The following is a 24,811-nucleotide window of genomic DNA, read 5'->3' as shown; positions in this document are numbered from 1 at the left end:
CGTCACTCGTGCATCAGACGCAGGACTTCCTCGTCGCTCATCGCGCTGATCTCGTCGCTGACGGCCTGCTCCACGGCGGCCGTGGCCAGCGCGACCGTGGGCGCCTCGAAGATCAGGCTCAGCGGCAGGGACACACCGAAGGCCTCGCGCATCCGGTTGACCGCGCGTGTGGCGAGCAGCGAGTGTCCGCCCGCGGCGAAGAAGTTGTCGTGCGCCCCCAGGGCGGAGGTGCCGAGCAGCTCGGCCCAGATCTCGGCGACGGCCGACTCGGCCTCGCCGCGCGGTGCCACGTACTCCAGGTCGCGGGCCGCGTCCAGGTCGGGCTCCGGCAGGGCGTGGCGGTCGAGCTTGCCGTTGGACAGCCGGGGCAGGGCGTCGAGTGCGACGAGGACGCTGGGCATCGCGCTGCCCATCAGACGGCTCGTCAGGAAGGAGCGCACCTCGGCCGTCGACGCCCCGGCGGCGGCGTCCAGGACGAGATAGCCGACCAGCCGTGTGTCCCCGGCCTCGGCCGTCCAGGTGGCGGCCGCGGCGTCGAGGACCGCGGGGTGGGCGCGCAGGGCTGCCTCGACCTCTCCCAGTTCCAGCCGGACGCCGCGGATCTTCACCTGGAGGTCGGACCGGCCCAGGAACTCGATCGAGCCGTCCGGTCCCACCCGGCCCTGGTCGCCGGTCCGGTAGAGCCGGTCCCCGGTGCGGAAGGGATGCGGCACGAAGCGTTCGGCCGTGCGCGCGGGGTCGCCGTGGTAGCCCCGCGCGAGGCCCCGTCCGCCGACGTGGATCTCGCCGGGTGTTCCCAGCGGCGCGGGGTCACCGTGGTCGTCGAGGACCAGGACCTCGTGGTTGTCCACCGGCAGGCCGATGGACACGGCCGAGGGGTGACGGGCCGCGTCGTCGCCGGTGCAGCTGTACACGGTGGAGTCCACCGAGGTCTCCGTGGTGCCCCAGTTGTTGTCGAGGCGGACCCGGGTGCCGAAGCGGTCGTGGAAACGGCGGACGCTGCCGGGCAGCAGTGCCTCGCCGCCCGAGGCGATGCTGCGCAGCCTGCTCAGCCCCGCCACGTCGTCGTCGGTCAGCTCGTCGAGGAAGAGGTCCAGCGCGGTCGGGACGAACTGCATCTGCACCGCCTCGAACCGGACGGCGGCGTCGATCACCGCGCGCGGGTCGGTGTTGAGTCCCTCGGCCAGGACGGCGACGCGTCCGCCGAAGCACAGGGGCCACAGGACCTCGGCGACCATGACGTCGAAACCCGCCGGGCACTTGTGCAGGACCGTCTCGCCCGGTCGCAGGGCGTGCTGCCGCTGCATCCAGTGGACGTAGTTGACCCATCCCCGGTGGGTGCAGGCCACCGCCTTGGGCCGGCCGGTGGAACCGGACGTGTAGTAGAGGGCGCACAGGTTGCCCGGCCGTACGCGTTCCCGGCGGGAGGGGGCGGGCGGCTCGGACGGCTCGCCGAGCGAGAAGGCGAGCGGCACGGCACCCGCGCTGCGGACACGCTCGGCCCGTCCGGGCTCGGTGATGCAGACGACGGGGCGCGCCTCGCCGAGGATGTGCTCGATCCTGTGCTCGGGCGCGGCGGGGTCGATGGGCAGGTAGGCGCCTCCCGCCTTGAGCACGCCCAGCACCGCGACGACGAGTTCCACGGACCGGCTCAGCATGATGCCGACCGGAACCTCGGGGCCGACGCCGTGGCGGGCCAGTACGGCCGCGAGGCGCTCGGCCTCGGCGTCGAGTTCCGCGTAGGACAGCTCACGCGCGTCGTCGGCCACGGCGGCGGTCCGCGGGGTGCGGGCCGCCTGCGCCTCGAAGAGCTCGTGCAGACACACCTCGGGATGGGCGGCCGTGGGCCCGGTGCCCAGCGCGAGAGCCTGCCGGCGTTCGTCCTCGCCGATCAGCACGAGGTCCGCGAGCCGCGTCCGCGGCTGCCGGGCGACCTGCGCAAGCAAGGCGCTCAGGTGCCCGGCGAGCCGGCGCACGGTCGTCTCCTCGTAGAGCGCGGTGTCCCAGGTCAGCTCCACGCCCAGGCTGCCCTGGACCTGCTGGAAGGAGATGCTCAGGTCGTATTTCGAGCCGACGCAGGGGTCGGGGAGCTCGGTGACGGTCAGCCCGGGCAGCTCGGGCGCGGACCGTTCCCTGACCACGTAGTCGACCAGGATCTGGAACAACGGTGTGCGCGCGGGGTCCCGGTCCCCGCCGAGTTCGCGTACTAGGTCGCCGAACGCCACCGAGCGGGCCTCGTAGGCGTCGAGCGCGACCTCCCGGACCCGTCCCACCAGCTCCTCGAAGGAGGGGTTCGCGGAGGTGTCGCCGCGCAGGACGAGCATGGTGACGAACGGGCCCATCACGCCGTCGAGTCCGGGCCTGTCACGGGTGGAGTAGGTGGAGCCCACGGTGACGTCCGTGCGTCCGGACCAGCGGGACAGCAGGGCCTGGCAGGCGGCCACGAGCACCATGTGCGGCGTGGCGCCGCGCCGGCGGGCCAGCGCCGTCAGCCGCGCCGCGACGCCCTGCGGCACGGTGAACCGGTACTGCGCCCCGGCACCGGCACGGCGCGGCGGCCGAGCACGGTCCGTGGGCAGTTCGAACGGTGTCAGGCCCGCGAGCGACTCACGCCAGTACGCCAGGTCCGCCGCGGTGTCGTCCTCGTCGGGCGCGAAGCCGCCGGAGGCCGGCCGGTCGTCCCCGGGCGGCACGGCCCGGTCCGCGTCGGTGCCGCCGACGCGCGCGGAGTACCCGCTCTGCAGCTCGCGGTAGAGGACGTCGCGCGAGCCGCCGTCGAAGGCCATGTGGTGGACGGTCAGGCAGAGGACGTGGTCCTCCTCGGCGATCCGCAGCAGCGACGCCCTGACCGGCAGCCCGGCGGTGAGGTCCAGCGGGGCGCGGGCATCGTCGGCCAGGAACTCCTCGACCCGCGTCTCGGGCGCCCTGGCCTGCCCCGCCTCCCTGAGGTCCCGGACGACCAGGGTGAAGGCGTCGGCCGCGTGGAGCACGCCGACCGGTCCGTTCCCGTCGTCGCGGACACCGGTGCGCAACGGCGCGTGCCGGGCCACGATGTCGCCGAGCGCGCCGCGCAGCGCCTCGGCGTCGAGGTCACCGGTGATGCGCAGGTGCAGCGGTATGAGGTAGCCGCCGCGCTGCGGGTTCAGCTGATCGGCGAGCCACATCTGCTCCTGTGCCGGTGTGAGCCGCAGGCGGGCCGGCAGCCGGTCGGTACCGTCCGCCGGCGTGCCGGGACCCGCGGACATCAGCTCGTTGGAAGGCATGAGCACCCCTTCGATCGGTCACGTCATCGTGGCCCGGGGCTCTGTCACGGCTCTCTCGCCGGAACATCGGTCCGCTGCCGCGGCCCGCACGGCGCCGATGGCGGCCCGACAGAACGGCGACAGTCCGGTGAAAGACGCCGAACCTAGCGTGGTTCGGGCCCGACCGGGCGGTGCGGCCGCGTACGGCAGGTCCGTGGACCCGGGTCCGGGAAGCGGCCGGATCGCCCGCACCGGCCGGGCCCGCGCCGCGCGGCGACACGACGGTGTGTCCGCCGCACGGCACGGGCGGGGCCTGCCTCCCGTGGCCCCGCGGGCGAAGCGCGAGCGACAACCGAGCGAAACGAGGAACCCGCGATGGACAACACCCTCAGCACGACCGCGCCGACCGACCCGGCGGCCGCCGACGCGCGGCCGGAGGTGCTGGCCGGCGTCGTCTCGGCCTTCGAGGAGGCGCTCGGCCCGCTCGACGGCGTCGCCCCCGACGACGACTTCTTCGAACTCGGCGGCACCTCGCTGACGGCCGCGCAGACCGTCGCGCTCCTGCGCCGCAGGTTCGCGGTGAAGGTGACCATCCGGGAACTCTTCAACGCCCGTACCGCCGCGGCGGTCGCCGAGATCGTGCGGCGCAAGACCACCGCGTCCTGACCCGCACCCGGGCGGCCGGGCGGCCCCGCCCGGCGGACCGCCGCGGCCGCGGACCCACCCGTCCCGGCTCCCGGCCGGTGACGTCTCCACAGGACCTTCCGAAATCGAGGGAGCCATGACCGACCCACAGATCCCGCTGCTGTGCCTCCCGCACGCCGGGGCCGGTGCGAGTTTCTTCTGGCGGTGGCGCAAGCTGATGCCCGCGGGCCTGCGGCTGTGCCCCCTGCAGTTGCCGGGCCGGGAGGAACGCATCGAGGAGGAACCCTGGACCGATGTGCACACCGCGGTGGAGGGCCTGCTCCCCGACGCCCTGCGCGCGGCGCGGGACGCACCGGCGGTCGCGGTGTTCGGGCACAGCCTCGGGGCCGTGCTGGCCTACGAGTTGGCCAGGGCGCTGGCGGGAGCGGGCGTCACGGTCGCGGAGCTGTTCGTCAGCGGATCGCCCGCCCCGTCGGCGGGCAGGTCGCAACGGGCCACCGGGATCCCCGACGACGAGTTCATCGACCGCGTCGAGGAGTTCGCCGGCGACAGTCATCCCGCCCTGCGCATGCCCGAGTTGAGGGAACTGCTGCTTCCCGTGCTGCGCTCCGACGTCGCGATGCACGAGGACTACCGCCCGCGGTCCGGTGAGGCCCTGCCCGCGCCGATCACCTGTCTGCGCGGGGACTCCGACCGGCTCGTCACCCAGACCGACGCCCTCGCGTGGAGCCTCGCCACCGAAGCCGGCTTCCGCTACTACGAGTTCCCGGGCGGACACATGTACCTGACGGACTCGGCGCCCCAGGTCGTCGACGTGGTCTCGGCCGTCCTGGGAGCCGACGCTCTTCCACTGCGGTGATCGCGAGAACGACACAGAGGGGGCCGACATGCGGCTGAAGAACAAGCTGGCGCTGGTGACCGGCGCGGCACGTGGCCTGGGCCGTTCGTGCGCGGTCCGGTTCGCCGAGGAGGGCGCCGACCTGGTCCTCGTGGACCTGGGAACCGATCTGCCCGGGGTTCCCTACCCGCTCGGCACCGCGGGGCAGCTGGAGCACACCGCGGACCTGTGCCGCCGGCAGGGCGCGTCCGTGCTGACGGCCCTGTGCGACGTGCGTGATCCGGCCGGTGTCGGCGCGCTCGTACGGGACGCGCTGGGCCGCTACGGCCGGGTCGACGTCCTCGTCAACAACGCCGGGATCGCGGCGCCGTCGGGGAAGGCGGTGCACGCGATAACCGAGGAGGAATGGTCCCTGATGCTCGACGTCGACCTGTTCGGCGCCTGGCGCATGATCCGCGAAGTGGTTCCGGCCATGCTGCGGGAACGGCAGGGCAGCATCATCAACATCGCCTCCACCGCCGGGCTGGTGGGGTACCGCCACTTCGCCGGCTACGTCGCCGCGAAGCACGGCCTCGTCGGGCTGACGAAGGCGGCCGCGCTGGACTACGCGCCCATGAAGGTGCGGGTCAACGCGCTGTGCCCCGGGTCGGTCCGCGACGACCCGCGTGTCGAGTCCCGGATGCTGTCGGAGATCGCCCGCTCCCTGGACGTGGCGGTGGAGGACCACGAGCACACCTTCGTACAGGCGCAGCCCATGAACGCGCTCATCGAGCCGGACGACGTCTCTGCCGCGGCCGTCTGGCTCGCCAGTGACGACTCCCGTCAAGTCACCGGCACCGTCGTCACCGTGGACGGCGGCTTCACCGCACGCTGAGCCGCGCCCCGACATTCCCGTGCGGCGTCCGAGGACCTTTGGAGGAGCCTTCCGATGCTCATGCAGAACGCCGATCCCACCACGAAGGGCGCGGCCGGCGTCCCTCCCGCGCCGCCAGGAGGGTCAGGCCACCGGCCGCTCCTCGGTCCCGGCGCGGAGCACTCACTGGTCGTGCGTCTCACCGGCCCGTCCTCCCTCACCGCGGCGCGCACGGCATTCGGCCGGGCCGCGCGACTGGCGGTGGACGACGGCGCCGGCTTCTGGACGGAGTCGATGCCCTTTCCCTCCCACGACCCCCGGGCGGAGCACCTCGTACGGCGGGAGGCGCTGCGCGGCTCGCCCGGTGAACGGCCCCGGCTGCGCGCCGTGCTCGTGACCTACAGCGACGATGCCGCCGACCTGGTCCTGGTCGCCCACCGCACGCTGCTGGACCGCGAAGCGCTGCGGCGGCTCGCCGGCGCACTGGCGGGGCAGGGGGAACCGGACGTGCTCGCCGAAGCCGCCCGGCCGCGGACGCCACCGTGGCGGACAGCGCCGGACACCTCCCCCGAGCCTCCGCTCTGGGGCCTGGCCGAGGGCGGGGGCCGCCCGGTGAGCCAGGGCCCGGCCGAACCGGCGGACGCCCTCCCCCAGCCGGGCACGCCGGAGGTGGCCGTCGCCGCCGCCGCGCTCGTCCTGGCCCGGTACGAGGGCACCGCGACCGTCACCCTCGCCGTGCCCGCCCTGCCCGGCGCGCGCCCCGGGAGCGGTGGCGTGCTCACCGTGACCGCGGACGACGAGCGCACGGTGGCCGAGCTCATCGCACAGGTGGGGCAGCGCCGGCCGTCACCGGACGACACCGGGACGCCTTCCCTGGCCGTCGTGGTCTGCGCACGGCACCCCGGTGAGCGGTACCGGCCGCTGCTGGCTCCCACGGTGCCGCTCACGCTGGTGTGGGAGGCCGAGGAGGACCGGCTGATCGCGTCCGGCACCGTGTCCGACGACCGGGCCGTGCACCCCGGCCAGGCCGCCCGGTTCCAGGAGTGCGTCCAGTACGTCGCACGCCAGCTGTACGAGTCCGCCCCCGATCGGACGCTCGGCGAGATCGAGTTGGTGCCCCCGGACCGGGCGGCGCAGATCCAGGAGCTGGGACGCACCAGCGGACCGGACCTCGACAGCGGGCTCACGATCCACGACGCCGTCGGCCGGATGGCGCGGAGCCGGCCGGACGCGGTGGCGCTCACCGGGGAGGACGGCACGCTCACCTACGGGGAACTCGACTCCAGGGCCACCGCCCGGGCTCACGCCCTGCGCGCGTCGGGCGTCACCCCGGGGTCGTTCGTCGGGGTCTGTCTGGAGCGCACCGCGGACCTGGTCGTCACGCTGCTCGCCGTTCTCAGGGCCGGTGCGGCCTATGTGCCCCTCGACCCGGCGTACCCGGCCGACCGGCTCCGCTACATCTGCGAGGACGCGGCGGTGTCCCTGGTCGTCACCACCGTGGCGGACTTCCCCGCCGGCGACACCGTCCGGGTGCTCGCCCCGTCGGCGCTGCACGGCTTCCCCGAGGGTCCGCTTCCCGAGGTCGCCCCCGACGCCGCCGCGTACGTGATCTACACCTCGGGGACCACGGGGCGGCCCAAGGGCGTGGTGGTGCCGCACCGCAACGTGCTGGCCCTGCTCACCGCGACCGCCGGTCCCCTGGAACTGGGACCGCACGACGTATGGACCCTCTTCCACTCCAGCGCCTTCGACTTCTCGGTGTGGGAGATCTGGGGGTGCCTGATGTCGGGCGGACGCCTGGTCGTCGTCCCCTTCCTCACCACGCGCTCCCCGCAGGAGTTCCACTCACTGCTGGTCCACGAGCGGGTGACGGTCCTCAACCAGACCCCGTCGGCGTTCTCGGCCCTGCTCGACGCCGACGCGCGGCAGGGCGGCGGACTCGCGCTCCGGCTGGTCGTCTTCGGCGGCGAGGCCCTCGACCCGAGGATGCTGCGCCCCTGGTTCCGTCGCTATCCGACGACCGTCTGCCGCATGGTCAACATGTACGGCATCACGGAGACCACCGTGCACGTCACGGCACAGGACGTCACCCCGGCGCAGGCCGAGTCGGGATCGTCCTGCGTGGGCCGCGCGATCCCGGGCTGGTCGGTGTCCGTGCGCGACGGCCGGGGGCGCGTCCTGCCCATCGGCGTGGCGGGCGAGATACACGTGGGCGGCGCCGGAGTCGCACGCCACTACCTCAACCGGGCCGACCTCACCGCCGAGCGCTTCGTGTGCGACGAGCGGACCGGCGAGCGCCGGTACCGCAGCGGCGACCGCGGGCGCATGCGGCCCGACGGCTCCCTGGACCACCTCGGCCGCCTCGACGAGCAGGTGAAGCTGCGGGGTTTCCGCATCGAACTGGGCGAGGTCCGCTCGGTCCTCCTCGACGACCCGGCCGTCGCCGAGGCGGCGGTGCTCCTGGAGGAGGGAACGGACAGCGCCTACGCCCGGCTCGTCGCCTACGTCGTCCTGCGGCACGGCACCACGGCCGACGTCCGGCGCAGGACGGGGACCGTGCTGCCCGAGCACATGGTGCCCGCCGCGATCGTGTCGCTCCCCGCCCTGCCGCTGACCGTGAACGGCAAGCTGGACCGGTCCCGGTTGCCGGCGCCCGCGGGGGCGGCGGAGCCGGGACCCGCGCCGGCGGCGGCGCCACCGGCCGGGCAAGGGGCGTCCCCGGTCGCCGGCACGGCGGAGACCGTGCTTGCGGTGTGGCGGACGGTCCTGGACGAAGCGACGGGGCCCGACGACGACTTCTTCGAGATGGGGGGGAACTCCCTGGCCGCCGTACGCCTGCTCGCCGCGCTGCGGGACCTGGGGCTGCCCGCCCTGTCGCCGCGCGACCTCTACGTGCACCGGACCGCGGCCAAGCTCGCGGCGCTGGCCGACGCCAGGGGGGCACGCTCATGACCACCGTGGTGAAGGACACGGCCCCCGGGGCCTTCGACGGCCGGCGGCCGCGGCTGGTGCGCCTGGGGCAGAGCCGGTGGTGGCTGCACAGCGACTTCGGACTGCGCGGCGCGGGTTTCCCGGTCACCGAGGTCACGAGACTGTCCGACTCCCGGCTCGCCGCGTCAGCCGGCCAGGACCTGACCCCCGCGGAGTTCTCGGCGCACTACGCCGCGGCACTCCGCCGGCTGGCCGGCCCGCTGCGCGCCCTCGCGTCCGATCCGCGGCTGCGTGAGGCGGTCGCCTGGCAGAACCTCGACGTCCTGGACAACTGCCTGAACAAGGTGGCGTCCGGCCGGCCCGTCGCCGGGTCGGTCAGGCGCCGCCACGAGACGACCCTGGCCAAGTACCTCCAGCGGTACACCGTCAAGAACGACACCATCGGCTTCTTCGGACCGGTCTGCTGGGCGGAGGTCACCCCGGACGCCGCCGGCCTGGCCGTGCACAACGGCGACCGGTTGCTGGCACGACGCTCGGTGTACTTCGAGTCCTGGGCGATCGACGCGCTCGCCGCCGTCTTCGCCGACGACCCCGAGGTGTTCCCGTGGCTGCGGCCCGCTGTCGCCCCGGGGTGGTCGTGGGACGGCGTGACCGCCCGGGACCCCAGGGGCCGTCAGGTCGGCCTGGACGCGGACGAGGCCGCCCTGCTGCGCGCCTGCGACGGCGTACGTCCCGTTCGTGAGCTGGCGTCCCGGTGCGCGGGCATCGACGCCGAGCGGACCGCACGCGCCTTGGCGGACCGCGGTCTGCTGGTGCTCTCGCTGGCCGGTCCGGTGGAGGCTCGCCCCGAGGACACCCTGCGTACCAAGCTGCTCGGCATCGGCGACCCGGCTCTGCGGCGCCGGCTCCTGGCCGATCTGGAGGCGCTCGTCGCCGCGCGTGACCGGGTCGGCGCGGCGGCCGGCGACGCCGAGGGGGTCGCCACCGCCCTGCGCGAGCTGCGCGACACCTTCGAGCGGCTGACCGGCGTGAGCGCATCCCGCCGTGCGGGGTCGATGTACGCCGGACGGACCGTCGTCTACGAAGACACCGAACGCGACACCCGCCTCCGGCTCGGAGGCGGCCTCCTGGACGACCTCGCGGGATCCCTGGCACCCGTCCTCGACAGCGCCGACTGGCTGGCGGGCCGCGCCGCCCAGGTCTACGAGGAGCGGTTCACACAGATCCACGAGCGGCTTCGGCGGCGCGGCGGACGCGACGAGGTGCCGCTGGCGCTGCTCGTCGGCGCGGCCACCCCGGACCTGGCGTACTCGCCGCGGACACCGCCGCCGCTGGTGGAGCGGCTGGCCGCCGAGTTCCGCGAACGCTGGGCGCGGATTTTGCGGTTGCCGCGCGACGCACGACGTCACGCGGTGTCCCCGGCCGAGCTCGCGGAGGGGGTCCGCCGGGAGTTCCCGCCCCTTCCCGTGCGCTGGTCCGCGGCCCGGCACCACGCGCCGGACCTCATGATCGCCGCCGCGAGCACGGAGGCGGTGGACCGGGGGGAGTTCCTCTTCGTGCTGGGCGAGATGCACGTCGCGATGAACACCCTGGAGTCCCGCTTCTTCACCGAGCAGCACCCCCGTCCCGCCCGGCTGCTCGCCGACGCGGAGGCCGACCACCGCGGACGACGCGTGGTGGCGGTTCCCTCGCGGGGTTCCGCCAGTGTCACGTCGCGCACCTACCCGCCCGCCCTGCTCTCCCCCGACTACGTCTACTGGACGATGCACCCGGACGCGACGGGCGCCCCGGGGCCCGTCCTTCCCACGGCGGATCTGGTGGTCCGCTCCGAGGACGGCCGGCTGGTGGTGCACGACCGGGCCCGTGGCGGCCGGTACGACCTCCTGGAGGTTCTCGGGGAGTACCTGTCCGGCGTCGTCGTGGGGACGTTCGGCATCGCGTCCGCCGCGCCCCACCGGCCGCGCATCTCGGTGGGCCGCCTCGTCCTGGCCCGGGAGGCATGGTCCTTCCCCGTCGACGGCATGGGCTGGGCGCGGACGAAGGACGAGGCGGCACGCTACCGCGCCGCGTGGCAGTGGCACCGCGACCAGGGGTTGCCGCAGCGCGTCTTCTACCAGGTGCCCGGAGAGGACAAGCCGCTCTTCCTGGACTTCGCCGCCCCGGCCCTGGTGAACCTCGCCGGCGCCACGCTGCGCAGGTGCGCGCAGGACTTCCCGGAGGCAGCGGTGGGCTTCAGCGAGATGCTCCCGGACACGGACGACTGCTGGCTGAGGGACGCCCGCGGGGCGGCGTACACCTCCGAACTCCGCCTGCTGTTCACCGACCCGGTGCGCGACGGCCGGGACGGGACGTACGCAACCGGTGAACCCGTCAGCGAACCCGGAGGAGGCTCATGAGCACGCGCCCGGCAGACACGGCGTCCTGGCCGGAACCCGCGACGGCGGGGCAGACCTCGATGTTCTACGCCGCCGAGAAGGACCCGAGCGGCAGTTCGTTCACCACGGACTTCACCGTCACCGTGGACGGCCCCCTGGACCGGGAGCGCGTCCGGCGGGCCGCCGCACTGCTGACGGCGGCGACGCCCTCCCTGCGGCTGCGGCTGACCATAGACGACTGGACCGGTGAGGTCGTCCAGTCGTTCTGCGACGATCCCCTGGACGTCGAGTGGCACACCATCGCCGAGGACGAGGTGCCCGCCCTCGTCGCCCGCAGCGGCGAGCGGCCGGTCGAGGCCGACGACGGTCCCCTGGCGCGGCTCGTCGTGGCCGAACACGGCTTTGACCGGCACACCGTTTCGCTGGTCATCCATCACCTCGCCATGGACGGGCTGAGCCAGATCCCGTTGCTGCGGCAGCTCGGCGCGGCGCTGGCCGGCAGGCCCCGGCACCAGCCCGTGGCGGTGTACCGCCAGGCCGTCCGGGAGGTGCGTGCGGCGGAGGAGGCCGCACTGCGTGACGACCGCGACCACTGGTACGAGCGGGTTCCCTCGACTCTGTCCCTGGCCGGCTGGAACACGCCCGCCGTCCGCGCGGCCGACGCCGGCGGCCCTTCGGCGGACGGGCCGGGGTGCTCGCGCGAGGCGCTGCCCCCCGAAGCGGCCAAGCAGCTGGAGATCGCGGCCACGCGGTCCGGCGTACGGGTCTCCCACCTGCTGACGGCAGCCGTGCACCATGCGAGTCCCGTCCGGCCGGGCGGCACGACGGCGGTGTGCAACGCCGCGTCGGTACGCCCACGGCACGGTGAACTGGCCGACGTCATAGGCAACTTCGTCAACGAGGTCCCACTGCTGGCGGCGGTCGGGCCGGACCGGTCCGTGGCGGACACCGCCCGCGCGAACCGGCAGCGGTGGAGTGAGGACCTGCGCAAGCGCACCTTTCCCTTCGCCACGCTCGCGACCCGGGTCCCGGCCCCGCAGCCGGGCAGGGCCCCGGCCCTGGACAGCGTCGTGATGAGCTACCGCCGGCTGCCCCGCGGGATCGGCTGGGAGGACGGCGGTCTGAGCTTCTCCTCGTCCCTCTACAGCCGCTACCCGACCGCGAAGACGGAGATCGCGGTGCGGTTCTTCCACGACGGTGACGAACTGGAGTACGAGGTGCAGTGGGGCCGCAACCTCCCGGCCGGGGCGGGCGAGGAGTTCCGCGTCCGCCTGGCGGCCGCCCTGCGGACGCTGTGAGGCATGCCGCACAGGACCTCCGGGGCGCTGCCCCGGAGGTCCTTCCTCGTCGTCCGCCCGGCGACGGGCGGGAGCGGGGCGTGCCACGGGCCCCTCGGCCGCGGACGGCTGAGGGGCCCGGCCGGCCGCTGCCTGGACGGCGGCGGCACGACTCCCTCACCGCCGTGCCGTGCGCCCTACCGCGTGAGGGAGGGCAGCGGCCCGGGGTGCGGGGCGGCTCGCTCGTGTCCGAACGCGGAGACGAGGCCGTAGGCCGACGCACGGTCCCCGGCCGGCCGGCTCCGCGGATCACCGGGACCCCGCAGCCCGAGCAGGAAGACCGCCACGAGTTCGGGCAGCCGGTACCAGCCGCCCCGGTTCCCCGGCCCGGCCGCGTGCGTCACGAAGTGGGCGTCCACGAGTTCTTCCAGCAGGTCGGCGGCGACCGACCGGTCCACGTTCAGCTCGTCGGCCGCGGTGGCGACCGGGAAGGCGCCGTCCACCCCGCCCAGCGCGGACAGCAGGGCCCGGTGGGCGGCGGGCAGCAGGCGGTAGGCCGCCTCCAGACCGTCACGGACGGCGACCGAGCCGTGGGCCAGCTCGTCGAGCCGCCGCCGTGGATCCGCCAGGCGCATCGCCATCGTGCGCAGGGACCAGTGCGGCCGCGAGGCAAGCCGGGTCCCGACGATCCGCACGCCCAGGGGAAGCCCGCCCGTCAGCTCGGCGATCCGGCAGGCGGCGGACGGCTCGGCCCGGACACGGCTCTCGCCGATGATCGCGCCCAGCAGCTCCACCGCCTCGCTGTCGTCGAACGCGCCGATCCCCACCAGGGCCGCGCCCGGCGGGCACACGTTCCGGAACCGTGAGGTGAGCAGGACCGCACAGGAGTCGCTCCCCGGCAGCAGCGGGCGCACCTGCGCCTCGGTGGCGGCGTCGTCGAGGAAGACCAGCATGCGGCGCCCGGCCAGCAGGCTCCGGTACAGCGTGGCGCGCTCCTCGACGGTGTCCGGGACCGAGGCGGCGGGAACGCCCAGCGTCCGCAGGAACCGCCGCAGGATTTGAGCGGGCGCGAGAGGCTCGCGGCTGCCTCCGAGGTCGGCGAAGAGCTGGCCGTCGGGGAAGCGCTCGGCAGCGAGCCGGTGGGCCACGTGCAGGGCGGTGACGCTCTTGCCGGTTCCTCCGGCACCCGAGAGGGCCACCACCGTCACGGGACCGCCGGCGGCCGGGCGTGCGAGCCGGCTGCCCAGGAGGTCGAGGAGCGCCCGCCGCCCGGCGAAGTCGGTGATGCCGGCGGGAAGTTGCCGGGGAGCCGTCACCTGTGGCGGCACCCCGCCCTGCCGGGGCGCGGCCAGCGCCGGGTCGTGCGCGAGGATCTGTGCCTCCAGCCTCTGCAGTTCCTGGCCGGGTTCCAGCCCCAGTTGGTCGACGAAGTGGCGCCGGCCGCTGCGGTAGACCTCCAGCGCCTCGGCCGACCGTCCGGCCTGGTGGAGCGCGCGCATCAGCTGCTGACGGGGCCGCTCACGCAACGGGTGCCGGGCGACCCTGATGCCCAGTTCGCCGATCACGTCGTCGTAGCGTCCCAGAGCCAGCTTCCACTCGGTGCACCTGTCCAGGGCGTTCAGCCGCTCCTCGCTGACGATCAACGCCTCGCCTTGTACGAGCGCGCTGTCGACGTCCGCGCAGAAGGACCCCTGCCAGCCGGCGAGCGCCTGCTCCAGCAGCGGGACAGCCTCCTCCAGCCGGCCGCGCTGCGCCAACGAGGCCGCCGCCGCGGACCGCTGCTGGAACACGTGGAGGTCGATCAGCTCCGGTTCGGTGCGCAGCAGGTAGCCCTGGGGAGCGGTCTCGATCGAGGCGCGCGCTCCCTGCGCGCGCAGCAGTCGCCGCAGTGCCGACACACACCCCTGGATCTGGTTGCGCGCGGTCTGCGGCGGCAGGTGTGCCCAGACCGCCTCGATCAACGTGTCCTGTGAGACGGTCCGGTTCACGGACAGGAGCAGCAGCGCGAGCACCACCCGCTGCCGACGGGAGGCGACATGGGTACGGCGGCCGCCACGCACGAGTGCCACCGGCCCCAGAACCTCGAAGCGGACCTCTTCGCCGGGCAGGGCCTCGGGTGTGGTGTCCTTCATCCGCCGGCCCCCTCCGCGGGCAGCGGCAGGCCGCCGGTGCGGGCAGGCGTCCCGGTCACCGGGCGGGAGCGCCACGACCCGGTCGGCGGGCGGGAGCTCCCGTGGTGGGCCGTCGCCGCCCCGGTGCCCCGCCGGCCCGGGCCCGCCGCCGGGACGGCCCGGCCCATGACCGGATCCGCGGCGGCACACCCCGCCGCGCGGCGTCCACCGCCCGGCGCGGGGAAGGTGCCGGGCCCACTCGGGCGGCGGGCCCCGGCCCGCCGCGACGCCGCAGGCACACACCCAGGTTGAACCACGGACATGGCAGCATCCACCACCTCTGGGGAAAGGGACCAGTGCGGTCCCGACCAGTCGACCACGTCCGCGCGGCCGTGATAAGTCACGGATTGCCGCTACCCACCGCGCACGGCGCGGCCCCGGCGCGAGCCGCTCCCCCTCCCGGCCGTCGCCCGACAGAGCGCCGACAGAGGCGTGACAGGGACGCTCGCTAGCGTCACGAACGGCGCCTGCCCGGCCCGGGCCGGCACGAAGGAGTCCATCACCGCGGGGATACCGGGCGCAGGCGCTGCCGACGCGTGGGGCGCCGGCGCATCGGGACGCCTCTGGACGAACCGCGTAGCGAGAGGTGACACGATGACAGGTCCACCCGCACCGGTACGGCGCGCGTCCCGTCCGCTCCACGGCCTGCTGGTCTCGGGCTTCGTCTCCGTCACCGGCACGGCGATGTCCGAGGTGGCCATCCCCTGGTACGTGCTGGACACCACGGGCAGCACGGCCCGCACAGGTGTCGTGGCCTTCGCCGAGACGGCCCCGTACGTCCTGCTGCAAGCCCTGTCCGGTCCCCTGGTCGACCGGGTCGGGGCGCGTCGCGCCTACCTCGTGGGAAACACACTGGCAGCGGGTGGACTGGCCGTCATCCCGGTGCTGGGTCTCGCCGGTGCGCTCGGTCTCGGCCGGCTGGCGGTGCTCGTGGCCCTGGCGGGCGCGGCACGCGGTGTGTCCGACTGCGCCGCCACCGTACTGCTGCCCGTCGCCGCGGAGCGCGGGCGGTTCCCGCTGGCGCGCGCGGTGGCGTTGTCGGCCGGGGCCACCCGCACCGCGGTCATCGTCGGATCCTCCCTGGCGGGTGTCCTGCTCGCCGCGACGGACGCCCTGCGGGTGGTCGCGGTCACCGCGGCCGCGTTCGCCGCCGCCGCGGTGCTGGCCGCCGTGTGTCTGCCCGGCCAGAGGCAGCCGGTACCGCGCGCGGGTGACCGCCTCTCGCCGCACCGGTACCGGTCGGAGCTTGCCGAGGGCCTGCGCTTCCTGCGCGCCGACCGCCTGCTGCTCGGCATCCTCGTGCTGATCGCCGTGACGAACCTGCTGGACCAGGCGTTCAGCGCGGTGCTGCTGCCGGCCTGGGTGAAGTCGGCCCTGGACAGCCCGCAGGCACTGGGGCTCATCACGGGGACCATCGGCGCCGGCGCCGTGCTGGGCAGTGCGGCCAGTGTGTGGCTCGCACCGAGGCTGCCCCGTCTGGCAGCCTTCCGCTTCGGTTTCCTGCTCGCGGGCGCGCCGCGCTTCCTGATGCTGGCGGTGGCGACCTCGCTCGCGCCCGTGCTCACGGTGAGCCTGGTCGCCGGCGCGATGAGCGGCCTCGTCAACCCTCTCATCGGCGCGCTGCAGTACGAACGCATCCCGCCGCATCTGCACGCACGGGTCCTCGGCGCGGTCAAAGCCAGCGCCTGGGCGGGCATTCCGGTCGGCGGACTGCTGGCGGGGGTGCTGGCCGACGCCATCGGTCTGCGGGGCGCGATCCTCGCCACCGGAGCGGTGCTCCTCGCGGCCACGCTCGTTCCCTTCGTCATGCCGTCCTGGCGGTCCATGGACGGAACGACACCCGCGGAGCCGTCCCCCGGCGAGGACATGCCGGCAGGCCGGCGCAACCACGTCCCCTGACCAGCACCGCCGGCCGGGCACCGCCGTCCGCGGCCCATGGCGGGCCCAGACCCGTCTTCAATGGCGGACCGTCACCGCCCCACCGGCGTCCTACGGCAGCGTCGGAGAAGCCACGGCTCCCACCGCGGAGACAGCGGGCCGGCGCGACCGGTCCCTTTCCCGGAGCGGTCGCGCCGAGGCGGCCGGAGGCACATGCCGGTGTCCCGTGGCGGGAGCGGCGGCTTCTCCCGCGGCGCCGTCCCCCGGCAAGGACATGCCGGCAGGCCGGCGCAACCACGTCCCCTGACCGGCGCCGCCAGCCGGGCACCGCCGTCCGCGGCCCATGGCGGGCCCAGACCCGTCTTCATGACGGACCGTCACCGCCCCGCCGGCGTCCCACGGCAGCGTCGGAGAAGCCACGGCTCCCACCGCGGAGACAGCGGGCCGGCGCGACCGGTCCCTTTCCTGGAGCGGTCGCGCCGAGGCGGCCGGGAGAGCACCGCGAGCCGGACCCGGCGCGCCGGCGCCCGCTGCGTCCGGCGGTGTTCATTCCTCCGCGGCCCTCGAGCCGGGCGTCTCGGGCGACGCCGGCATCCGCGCGGACCGCGCCCGCGCGGCATGCCTCATCTGGTGCTCCCACAGGTTCCAGCACACCCGTTCCACGCCGCGTTTGAGGTAGCGGCGGTAGGTGCTGAAGGAGACGGAGAGCTGACGGGCCGCGGCCTGCTGGGTGTTGCCGCCCTCCACGTACGTCGCCCACACCGCGGCTTTCAGCCCCTTCGCCTTGGGATCCTGGTCGATGGCCTCCACAGCCCGGAGCATCAGCCTGCGCAGCGTCTGTTCGGGGTCGTCCGCACGGTCCACGACGAACCCCGCCTGCAACAGCGGGTTGGTGAGGAAACGTTCCCGTTGGTGCCAGGTACGGAGGGCGTCGTGCACCGCCTCGTCGAAGACGGTCCTGGACAGCACGGTCATGTGCGGGAGGCGGCCGGCCTCCACGACTCCCGGTCCGGACAGCAGTTGGTTGTCCAGCAGTTCGGCCCACTCGGCCACCCCGGTCGCACGCCAGTCGTGCCCGAAGAGCGTCACCCCCTGGTCGGACAGGGCCGCGGTGACGGGTAACCGGTGGAAATCGGCGTACTCCAGCAGCAGCTGTACTCGGAGCTCGCCTTTCAGCACGTGGAACGACCAGGCGAGCCGGTCCTGGCGCAGCACCTCCCTGGTGACACGGGCCAGCATCCGGGACAGCACGGCGGGTCGTTCCGCCGCGCGCTTGCGGACGATCATGAAGCGGACCACCTGGACGAGGTCCCCGGGTCGCAGTCCCGTATGCGACTCGACGTGATCGCGTACCGAGCCGACCAGGGGATCGATGAGGACTTCCGCCGCGTCCCACCGGTCGAAGCGCAGCATGCCCTGGAAACCGACGACGTCGCCCGATCGCGTCGAGCGGTACACGTGGAAGCCCTCCGGCTGCCGGTGCAGCCAGAAGTCGAGGGCCGAGAGCCCTTCGGGCCCGAGGGACTCGGCAGCGAGGTCGCGTACGGCCCGGGTGTCGTCGACGCCACACGGTGACTCGTGGACGCTGTCGTGGCGGTCGCCCCAGTCGAACCCGGGGAACCGGTGCCCCCTGGCCTGGGCGAAGTTGAAGGCGGCCGCCGCCCTCAGCGACTCCGCTTCCGAGCGGCTGCGGACCGCGGCCTGCGCATGGGCCCGTATCTCCTTGTGCATCGCCCGGTACGCCTGCGGAGCCCGCCACTTGAGATCACGGTCCACCACTTCTCCCACCATGGTCACGGGGTGCAGTCCTTCGCGTCCCAGCACCGTGTACGGAAGACGGCGCAGCCAGTCGAAGGCCGCGTGGGCGTCGTCGGGCATGATCACGCGCAGCAGGTCCTCGGTGGTGTCCATGGCGTGCGCGCAGACGTCCAGCGCCCGCCGCTGTACGGGCGTGAGCGACGGATCGACCAGGCGGCGCCGGAGTTCCTCGACGACGTCGGGTGACGGACGCCACCGGCGGCCCGGTTCCGCACCGGCGTCCCCGGCGACGAGCCGGAGTGCCAGCGGATGCCCGTCGCAGAAGTCGATCCGGGCGCGGCGGCCGACGACCCGGTCACCCGTGCAGTCCCTCATCAGTCGCACCGACTCCGCGACGGACAGACCGCCGAGCCTGCGCACATGGAGGGCTTCGGGCCAGGCCAGATCGGTCTGCCAGTCCAGGCTCGGGGAACGCCGTCCCGCCAGGACGACCACCGAGCCGGGGGGCAACGTCGCGAGGAACCGCTCCCTGAGCCAGCCCTCCAGATGACGCAGGGCGTCGGCCGCGTCCACCAGCAGGACCGTTCGCCGGGTGCCGGAGACCTGTACCGCGGCGGTGAAGGCGTCCTCGGTGGGTTCGATGAGCCCCGCGTCCACCTCCAGGACGTCGAGGCCCCGGCGCCGGGCCTCGATGGCGAAACGTCTCAGCAGAGTCGTCTTGCCGATTCCACCGGGACCGTGCAGGGCCAGTACCCGCAGGCCGTCCGTCTGCTCGTCCAGCAACCGGGTGAAGACGGCGAGTTCGTCGTCCCTGCCGACGAAGCGGTGCACGAACGTCTCCTCGCGGGACCGGGCGGCTGCGGCGGCCTCCGGACCGGATGCGGGCGGCACCTCTTCACCGGTGCCTGTGGTTCTCAGGTTCATCACGAGATCGGAATCTGGTCGGCGAGGTCCGACGCTCTCCCGGCCGCCTCGGATCCGGGGCGGACACGGCAACCGCGCAGGGCGTACGTGCCCGTCCGCACGCACCCCTCGCCCCGGCGGCGTCGGGAGCAGTCACTCACCCCTCGTCCGGCTCATGGCGTCCAGCCGGGCCGGCACCGGGACACCCTGCTCTGACAACGCTGTCCGAACACTTCGGCCCGTTCGGCATCCGGAGGGTCAGGCACACCGCACGAGTTCCTGTATCGAGGTGTACCTCGTTCATGACCTCTCCTGGTGACACGTGCAGCAAGGTTTGCATTGTGGACCTAAGTCTAGGCCGAAAGTTTGTTGCCCATACCGGGCATGTCTCGTGAAAACCGCGTTTGCCCGGTCCTCCCCGATCATCGATGACCACGACTCAACCACAAATTGAACACGTGACTACGCGGAATACCGCCGCGATAGCCCGGAGTTGCCGGTGTCCCCGACCCTGGCCGCACAGGGCTGACCACATCTCCGCCCGATGGTTGCCCACGACGCGATGAGGAGTCGGACGTCCAGCCATGAACGATGATGAGAAACACACTCTTCCGGTCAGCTCGGCCGTCACGGCGGCCGGTGTGAAGCATGCGCTGCTCAGCTACCACTACCAGGACATCGGGGACATCGACGGATACGCCTCGCTCCTGGACAACGACGTCACGTTCGAGCATCCCGGCACACCCGCCCGACGGGGCGCCAACGAGGTGCTCAAGGCGCAGGCGGACCAGGCGACACTGTGCTCACGGCACGAACTGGTCAGGGTGGTGGCCGAGAACGACACGGTGGTGGTACTGGGGCGGCTGGTGCGTTCCGTCCCCGACGGCACCGTACCGGGGCCGCTCGGAGTGGACTTCGCCGACGTGTTCACGCTGTCCGCCCGGAGCCTCCTGCGGACCTGTCGCCGATACTACTTCGCGGCCCCCTCCGGCCGGCCGGGTCAGGTGGCGCCCGAGGACATGTAGCCGCGCGTACGCACAGCCGGTCCCGCCTGACGGACCAGGACGTCGGGCACCGGCGGGCGCCATGCACCACGAAGCGGCCGACAGGTGCGTCGGCCGCTGAGGCACGCACGGCATCGGGCGTCCCGGACTCGGACTTCTCGGCGTCCGACTGCTGTTGCCAGCCTCCTCACGCCTGCCGGCCGGCCCCTGGGCACCGGGGCACGGCAGCCACCCCGTTGCGAGGAACCGCGGCCAACTCCTCGCAATAGCCGGAGCATAGCGGCGGGGTCAACGCCGTCATTAGCGTGTGACCTGCAAGTACCAGGGCGGAACCGATCCCGGATTCCGCAAGGGGTGGACCAGGCAGTCCGCACGCCGGGAGACCCCGTGGTTCATGGAGGAACACATGTCGAACAAGTCCGCGGCGACCTGCGCCGCGACGGCACTCGTACGGGCCCGCACCGCTGGCGGAACGGACGGTCAGGCGCCTACGGCGGCAGACCCCGACACGTCCTGGGGCGGTTGACCCACCCGGGGACGTGCCGACGTCCCTGCCGCGGTCCGGAGACACGCACGGTGCTCTCCGCCCGTGAGCGGGCCCGCAGCACTCGGGCTGCGGGCCCCGGATCACACCTGATCGGACCCGCAGCCACCGCGACGGCCCGGACACGCGAACGAGTTGGGAGGCAATGGACCGGTGGAGACACTGTGTGACACAGACCTGATCGTGTACGCGCACTGCCTGGATCATCCCGGGCAGACCAGCCAGGACCTGGCAGCGTCGGCCGCTCTGGACGAGGCAGAGGTGCGACGCAGCGTGGCCAGGCTGCTCGACGCGCACTTGCTGGTGACGGCCGACGCGGCACGCGGACCGTCGGCCCCCCTGCACGCCGTGTCCCCCGAGGCCGCTGCCGCACGGGTCGCGGCCCCGGTGGAGGAGACGATCCGGCGGCAACGGCAGCAACTGTCCCAGGCACGAGCCGAGCTCAGCCGTTTCCTGCCGGTGTACCTGGACCGGGACCGCTCGCTCAACGCCGTGCGTGTCGTCGACAACGTCGTCGAGGTGCGCCACCTCCTCAACAAGGCCTCGCGATGGTGCCGCGCGGAGGTCAGGAGTGCGCAGCCGGGCGGCGGCGCGCGGAAACCGGAAGCCATGGACGAGGCCCTCGACCGGGATCGCGCCATGCTGCGGCGCGGCATCCGCCTGCGCACGCTCTACCACCACACGGCACGGTTCAACGGGCCCAGCCAGTCCTACGTCTCCGCCGCCTCCCAGCTCGGAGCGGAGTACCGCACGGTGTACGACCTCTTCGGGCGGCTCATCGTCTTCGACCAGGAACTCGCGTTCCTCCAGGCGCAGGACGACGAGTTCGGTGCCGTCGTCGTCCGGGAGAAGTCGATGATCGCCTACCTCACGGAGATCTTCGACCGGACCTGGCACACCGCGCAGCCGTTCTCCGACGCGCCCTCGGCCGGACTCGAAGGCACGGCCCGCGAGCTGCACCGGCCCATCCTGCGTCTTCTGGCCGCCGGTCTCAAGGACGAGGCCCTGGCACGGCGCCTGGGCATGTCACTTCGCACCACGCGCCGCCACATCGCCACCATCATGCAGGACCTCGGCGCGACCAGCCGGTTCCAGGCGGGGGTCATCGCCGCACAGCGCGGCCTGCTCGGCCGGTGAACAGGTCCTGTCGCCGGCGGCGTCACGCAGCCGGCCAACGCGGTCGCCGCGCCCGCGTGTCGCATGAACCCGGGCGCGGCAGCCCGCTCGGTCGCGAACCTCTGTTCCGAAACCGACACGTGTGACAGAGTCGACGTCGGCTCGCGAAGAAACATGCGGACGCCTTCCCGGTGCCATCTGCCCGTACGCCTCCGTGCACTCCGGAGCCAGGGCCGGCGCCGGTGTTCCGGCGGTCGGCTGAGGGGACATGACGGTGATGGAAGGGGTCCGTGGCAACGGCGGCGGCCGGCTCCCGGCGCTGTCCGCGCCGCAGTTCGTCGGCCGGGCCGACGAGCTGGGCACACTCGCGTCGGCGCTCGGACGTACCCCCGCGGTCGTGCTGATCGAGGGTGAGGCGGGCATCGGCAAGACCCGGCTGCTGCGCGAGTTCCTGGCGTCTCAGGCGGAGCGGGGCCGCCGCGCCCTGGTCGGTGCCTGCCTGGAGTTGCGGGTGCCGTACACCCTCGGGGCGGTCGTGGACGCCGTGCGCGACGGCGTCGACAACGTTGCCGGGCTGCACCTGAGCGGGCTGGGCGGCGCGCTCAGGCCGCTGTTCCCGGAGTGGGCCGGCGACCTGCCCCCGGCACCGGAGCCGCTGGAGGACGCCACCGCCGCCCGGCACCGGCTGTTCCGGGCCTTCGTCGAGGTCCTTGGCCGGCTCGACGTCGCGGTCCTCGCGCTGGAGGACGTCCACTGGGCCGACGAGGCGACTCTCGAGTTCCTGCTGTTCCTCGTCTCCCGCCGGCCGCAGCCGGTCAATGTGGTGCTGACCTTCCGCCGGGACGAAGTGCCGTCGGCCTCCCCGCTGTTGCGGCTGTCCTCCCGGCTGCCCCCCGACGCCCGTCCGGTCAGGCTGGCGCCGAGGCCGCTGGATGTCGCCGAGACCGCCTCGTTCATCTCCTCGATGCTGGCCGGCGGGCACGTCTCGCACGAGTTCGCGGCCTTCCTGCACGCGCGCACCGACGGAGTTCCCCTGGCGGTGGAGGAGTCGGTGCGCCTGATGCACGACCGCGCCGATCTGATCCGCCGCGACGGCGGTTGGGCGCGACGCCGGCTGGACCGCATCGAGGTCCCGCCGACGATCCGCGACGCCATGCTCGAGCGCGTCCAGCGGCTCGGCCCCGGCACCCGCGCCGTCCTGTACGCGGCGGCGGTGCTCTCCAGCCCGGCCGACCACGCGACGCTGCTCGCCGTCACCGGCCTGGCGGAGGAGCGGTTCGCCGAGCAGTCGGCCGAGGCGCTCGGCAGCGGCCTGCTGCGCGAGGACGCCTCCGGGCAGTGGTCGTTCCGGCATCCGCTGGCGTGTGACGCCGTGTACGACGCCATCCCCGCCGGGGACCGGCGTGTCATGCACCTGCGGGCGGGCCGGGCGCTGCGGCGGTGGCCCGTGCCCCCGGTGGCGCAGCTGGCGCGGCACTTCCGGCTGGCCGGCGACGTCGAGGCCGCGTGCCGGTACACCGAGGAGGCGGCCGACCTCTGCGTCCAGTCCGGGGACGTGGCCACCTCGGCGCTGCTGATCCACAGCCTGGTCGCCACCGTCCCGCTGCCCGCCGGGGTACTGGTGCGTCTGGTGACGAAGATCCAGTTCCAGGCGCTGTCCGGGTCCGACCCGTACTCGGCGATCATCGCCTCGCTGCGTTCGGCCCTCGCCGGCCAGGTCCTCACGCCGGCGGAGCAGGCGTCCGTCCGCTTCCAGATCGGCCGGGTCCTCATGGTGGCGGGCGAGATCGAGGCGGGCCGCGGCGAGATCCTCACCGCGATCGCCCATCTGCCGCCCGGCTCCGTGGAGATGGCGCGCGCCCGTGTCCTGCTGGCCCTGCCGCTGGGGAACGCGCGGCCGGTCCGGGAGCACCTGCGGTGGCTGCGCGAGGCGCCGCCGCTGACGCGGTCGATGGCCTCCCTCGACCGACTGCACCTGTCGGTGGAGCGCGCGTTCGCGCTGCTCATGCTGGGCGAGGAGGCCGGCTGGGCGGCGGCCCGGGAGATCCCGGACGACGTACCGGAGCCGCGGGCGGCGTCCATCGTCGTGAGCGGCCACACCAACGTCGGCGAGGAGGCGACGCGGTGGGGCCGGTACGAGGAGGCCAGGGCACGGCTCGCCAGGGCCCGGACCCTCGCCGAGCGCCACCAGCTCCTGGACTACCTGGACAGCATCGCCTCCTCCCGGGCCCACCTGGACTGGTTCACCGGCGCCTGGTCCGGACTCGCCGAGCGGACGGCGCGCCTGCTCGAGGACGACAGCGGCGTACGGCTGAAGGACCGGTGCGAAGCGGCCCTCGTGGCCGGCCTGCTGCACGCCGCCTCCGGAGACCGGGAGGCGGCCGGGGAGCGGCTGCGTTTCGCCGGACGCGACGACCAGCAGCGCATCGAGGCCACGGCGGCGCTGGCCCAGTTGTGCCTGCGCGACGGCGACGTGGACGAGGCGCTGCGGCTGACGGACCAGCTCGCCGAGATCGCCGTCGGCGGCGGCCTGTGGTCCCGTGCCGTCGAGTTCGCCCCCGCGCGCACCGCCGCCCTGGCCGCCGCCGGCCGGCTCGGAGCCGCCTCGGAGGTGGCGGACGCTTTCGAGAGGGCCCTGGGCGACAGGGACGCGCCGGCGGCCCAGGCCGCCCTCGTCCTGTGCCGCGCGCTCGTGGCGGAAGCCGACGGCCGCCTCGCGGACGCCGCCACGCTGTTCGCCCGTGCGGCCACCGCGTGGGAGGCGCTGCCCCGGCCGTACGACGCCCTGCTCGCCAGGGAACGCTCCGCCCGCTGCCTGCTCGCCGGGGGCCGGGAGGAGCCGGCGCTCCCGGCGCTGGCGGACCTCGCCCGGGCGCTGTCGGAACTCGGCGCCGCCAACGACGCCGACCGGATCGTGCGGTTCCTCGCCGGGCGGGGGCGCACGGTGCCGGCGGTGACGCGCGGCCGGGGGCGTCCCGGCTACGGCAACCGGCTCTCGCCGCGCGAGCTGGAGGTGGCCCGGCTGCTGGTGGAGGGGCTGACCAACCGGCAGATCGCCGACACGCTGGTGGTGTCGGTGCAGACGATCGCCAGCCAGGTGAAGTCGGCGATGCGCAAGATGGGCGTCACCTCGCGCACGGCGCTCGCGGTCAGGGTCGTCGAGTCGGGCCTCGTCGGCGATCCGGACCGGTCGAGCGCCGGCGGCCTGGACCGGTCGAGCCCGGCGACCTGAACCCGCGGGCCCGCGCGCGACGAGTGAATTCGGCACGCCGTCCG

General features: G+C 73.9%; 13 protein-coding genes. 10 read left to right on the top strand and 3 right to left on the bottom strand.

Annotation, left to right across the window (positions count from 1 at the left end):
• Positions 1-2: 2 nt before the first annotated feature.
• Positions 3-3,263, bottom strand: coding sequence for an amino acid adenylation domain-containing protein (locus AB0947_RS37480; protein ID WP_366754860.1), 3,261 nt, complete (start codon positions 3,261-3,263; stop codon positions 3-5).
• A gap of 354 nt (positions 3,264-3,617) precedes the next feature.
• On the opposite strand from AB0947_RS37480, the gene AB0947_RS37475 reads away from it, so the two are divergent.
• The 6 genes from AB0947_RS37475 to AB0947_RS37450 all read left to right on the top strand — a co-directional run bounded on the left by AB0947_RS37475 (position 3,618) and on the right by AB0947_RS37450 (position 12,182).
• Positions 3,618-3,908, top strand: coding sequence for an acyl carrier protein (locus AB0947_RS37475; protein ID WP_366754859.1), 291 nt, complete (start codon positions 3,618-3,620; stop codon positions 3,906-3,908).
• Positions 3,909-4,023: 115 nt separating this feature from the next.
• A complete protein-coding gene (locus AB0947_RS37470) occupies positions 4,024-4,746 on the top strand; it encodes an alpha/beta fold hydrolase (RefSeq protein WP_366754858.1) in 723 nt (240 codons plus the stop codon).
• Between the two features lie 28 nt (positions 4,747-4,774).
• Positions 4,775-5,599, top strand: a complete 825-nt coding sequence (locus AB0947_RS37465) for an SDR family oxidoreductase (protein WP_366754857.1) — start codon at positions 4,775-4,777, stop codon at positions 5,597-5,599.
• Positions 5,600-5,653: 54 nt separating this feature from the next.
• Complete coding sequence (locus tag AB0947_RS37460; RefSeq protein ID WP_366754856.1) at positions 5,654-8,530, top strand: amino acid adenylation domain-containing protein; 2,877 nt, start codon at positions 5,654-5,656, stop codon at positions 8,528-8,530.
• A complete protein-coding gene (locus AB0947_RS37455; RefSeq protein ID WP_366754855.1) occupies positions 8,527-10,905 on the top strand; it encodes a lantibiotic dehydratase in 2,379 nt (792 codons plus the stop codon). The genes AB0947_RS37460 and AB0947_RS37455 overlap by 4 nt, the downstream gene beginning before the upstream one ends.
• Positions 10,902-12,182 (top strand): condensation domain-containing protein, encoded by a 1,281-nt coding sequence (locus AB0947_RS37450; protein ID WP_366754854.1) that lies wholly within the window; start codon positions 10,902-10,904, stop codon positions 12,180-12,182. Before AB0947_RS37455 ends, AB0947_RS37450 begins: the two co-directional genes overlap by 4 nt.
• Before the next feature lie 176 nt (positions 12,183-12,358).
• Here the strand turns inward: AB0947_RS37450 and AB0947_RS37445 are convergent, their stop codons facing one another.
• Positions 12,359-14,293, bottom strand: coding sequence for a BTAD domain-containing putative transcriptional regulator (locus AB0947_RS37445; RefSeq protein WP_366754853.1), 1,935 nt, complete (start codon positions 14,291-14,293; stop codon positions 12,359-12,361).
• Positions 14,294-14,926: 633 nt separating this feature from the next.
• Here AB0947_RS37445 and AB0947_RS37440 point away from each other — a divergent pair.
• The gene (locus AB0947_RS37440; protein ID WP_366754852.1) at positions 14,927-16,231 is read left to right on the top strand and encodes an MFS transporter; all 1,305 of its coding nucleotides are present in this window, start codon (positions 14,927-14,929) and stop codon (positions 16,229-16,231) included.
• 525 nt (positions 16,232-16,756) lie between these two features.
• On the opposite strand, the gene AB0947_RS37435 is transcribed toward AB0947_RS37440, so the two are convergent.
• A complete protein-coding gene (locus tag AB0947_RS37435; RefSeq protein WP_366754851.1) occupies positions 16,757-18,892 on the bottom strand; it encodes an ATP-binding protein in 2,136 nt (711 codons plus the stop codon).
• 563 nt (positions 18,893-19,455) lie between these two features.
• Between AB0947_RS37435 and AB0947_RS37430 the strand changes: the two genes are divergently transcribed.
• The 3 genes from AB0947_RS37430 to AB0947_RS37420 all read left to right on the top strand — a co-directional run bounded on the left by AB0947_RS37430 (position 19,456) and on the right by AB0947_RS37420 (position 24,767).
• Entirely contained in the window at positions 19,456-19,896 is a 441-nt protein-coding gene (locus AB0947_RS37430) for a nuclear transport factor 2 family protein (RefSeq protein ID WP_366754850.1), read from the top strand.
• A gap of 676 nt (positions 19,897-20,572) precedes the next feature.
• Positions 20,573-21,556 carry a helix-turn-helix transcriptional regulator gene (locus AB0947_RS37425; protein WP_366754849.1) on the top strand — a complete coding sequence of 328 codons (984 nt, stop codon included), beginning with the start codon at positions 20,573-20,575 and terminating at the stop codon, positions 21,554-21,556.
• Positions 21,557-21,803: 247 nt separating this feature from the next.
• Complete coding sequence (locus tag AB0947_RS37420; protein WP_366754848.1) at positions 21,804-24,767, top strand: AAA family ATPase; 2,964 nt, start codon at positions 21,804-21,806, stop codon at positions 24,765-24,767.
• Positions 24,768-24,811 lie beyond the last annotated feature (44 nt).

Origin of the sequence: Streptomyces sp. NPDC047841 (assembly GCF_040704085.1) — a bacterium.
Lineage (GTDB): Bacteria > Actinomycetota > Actinomycetes > Streptomycetales > Streptomycetaceae > Streptomyces > Streptomyces argyrophylli.
This window is presented reverse-complemented; position numbering and strand designations above follow the sequence as displayed.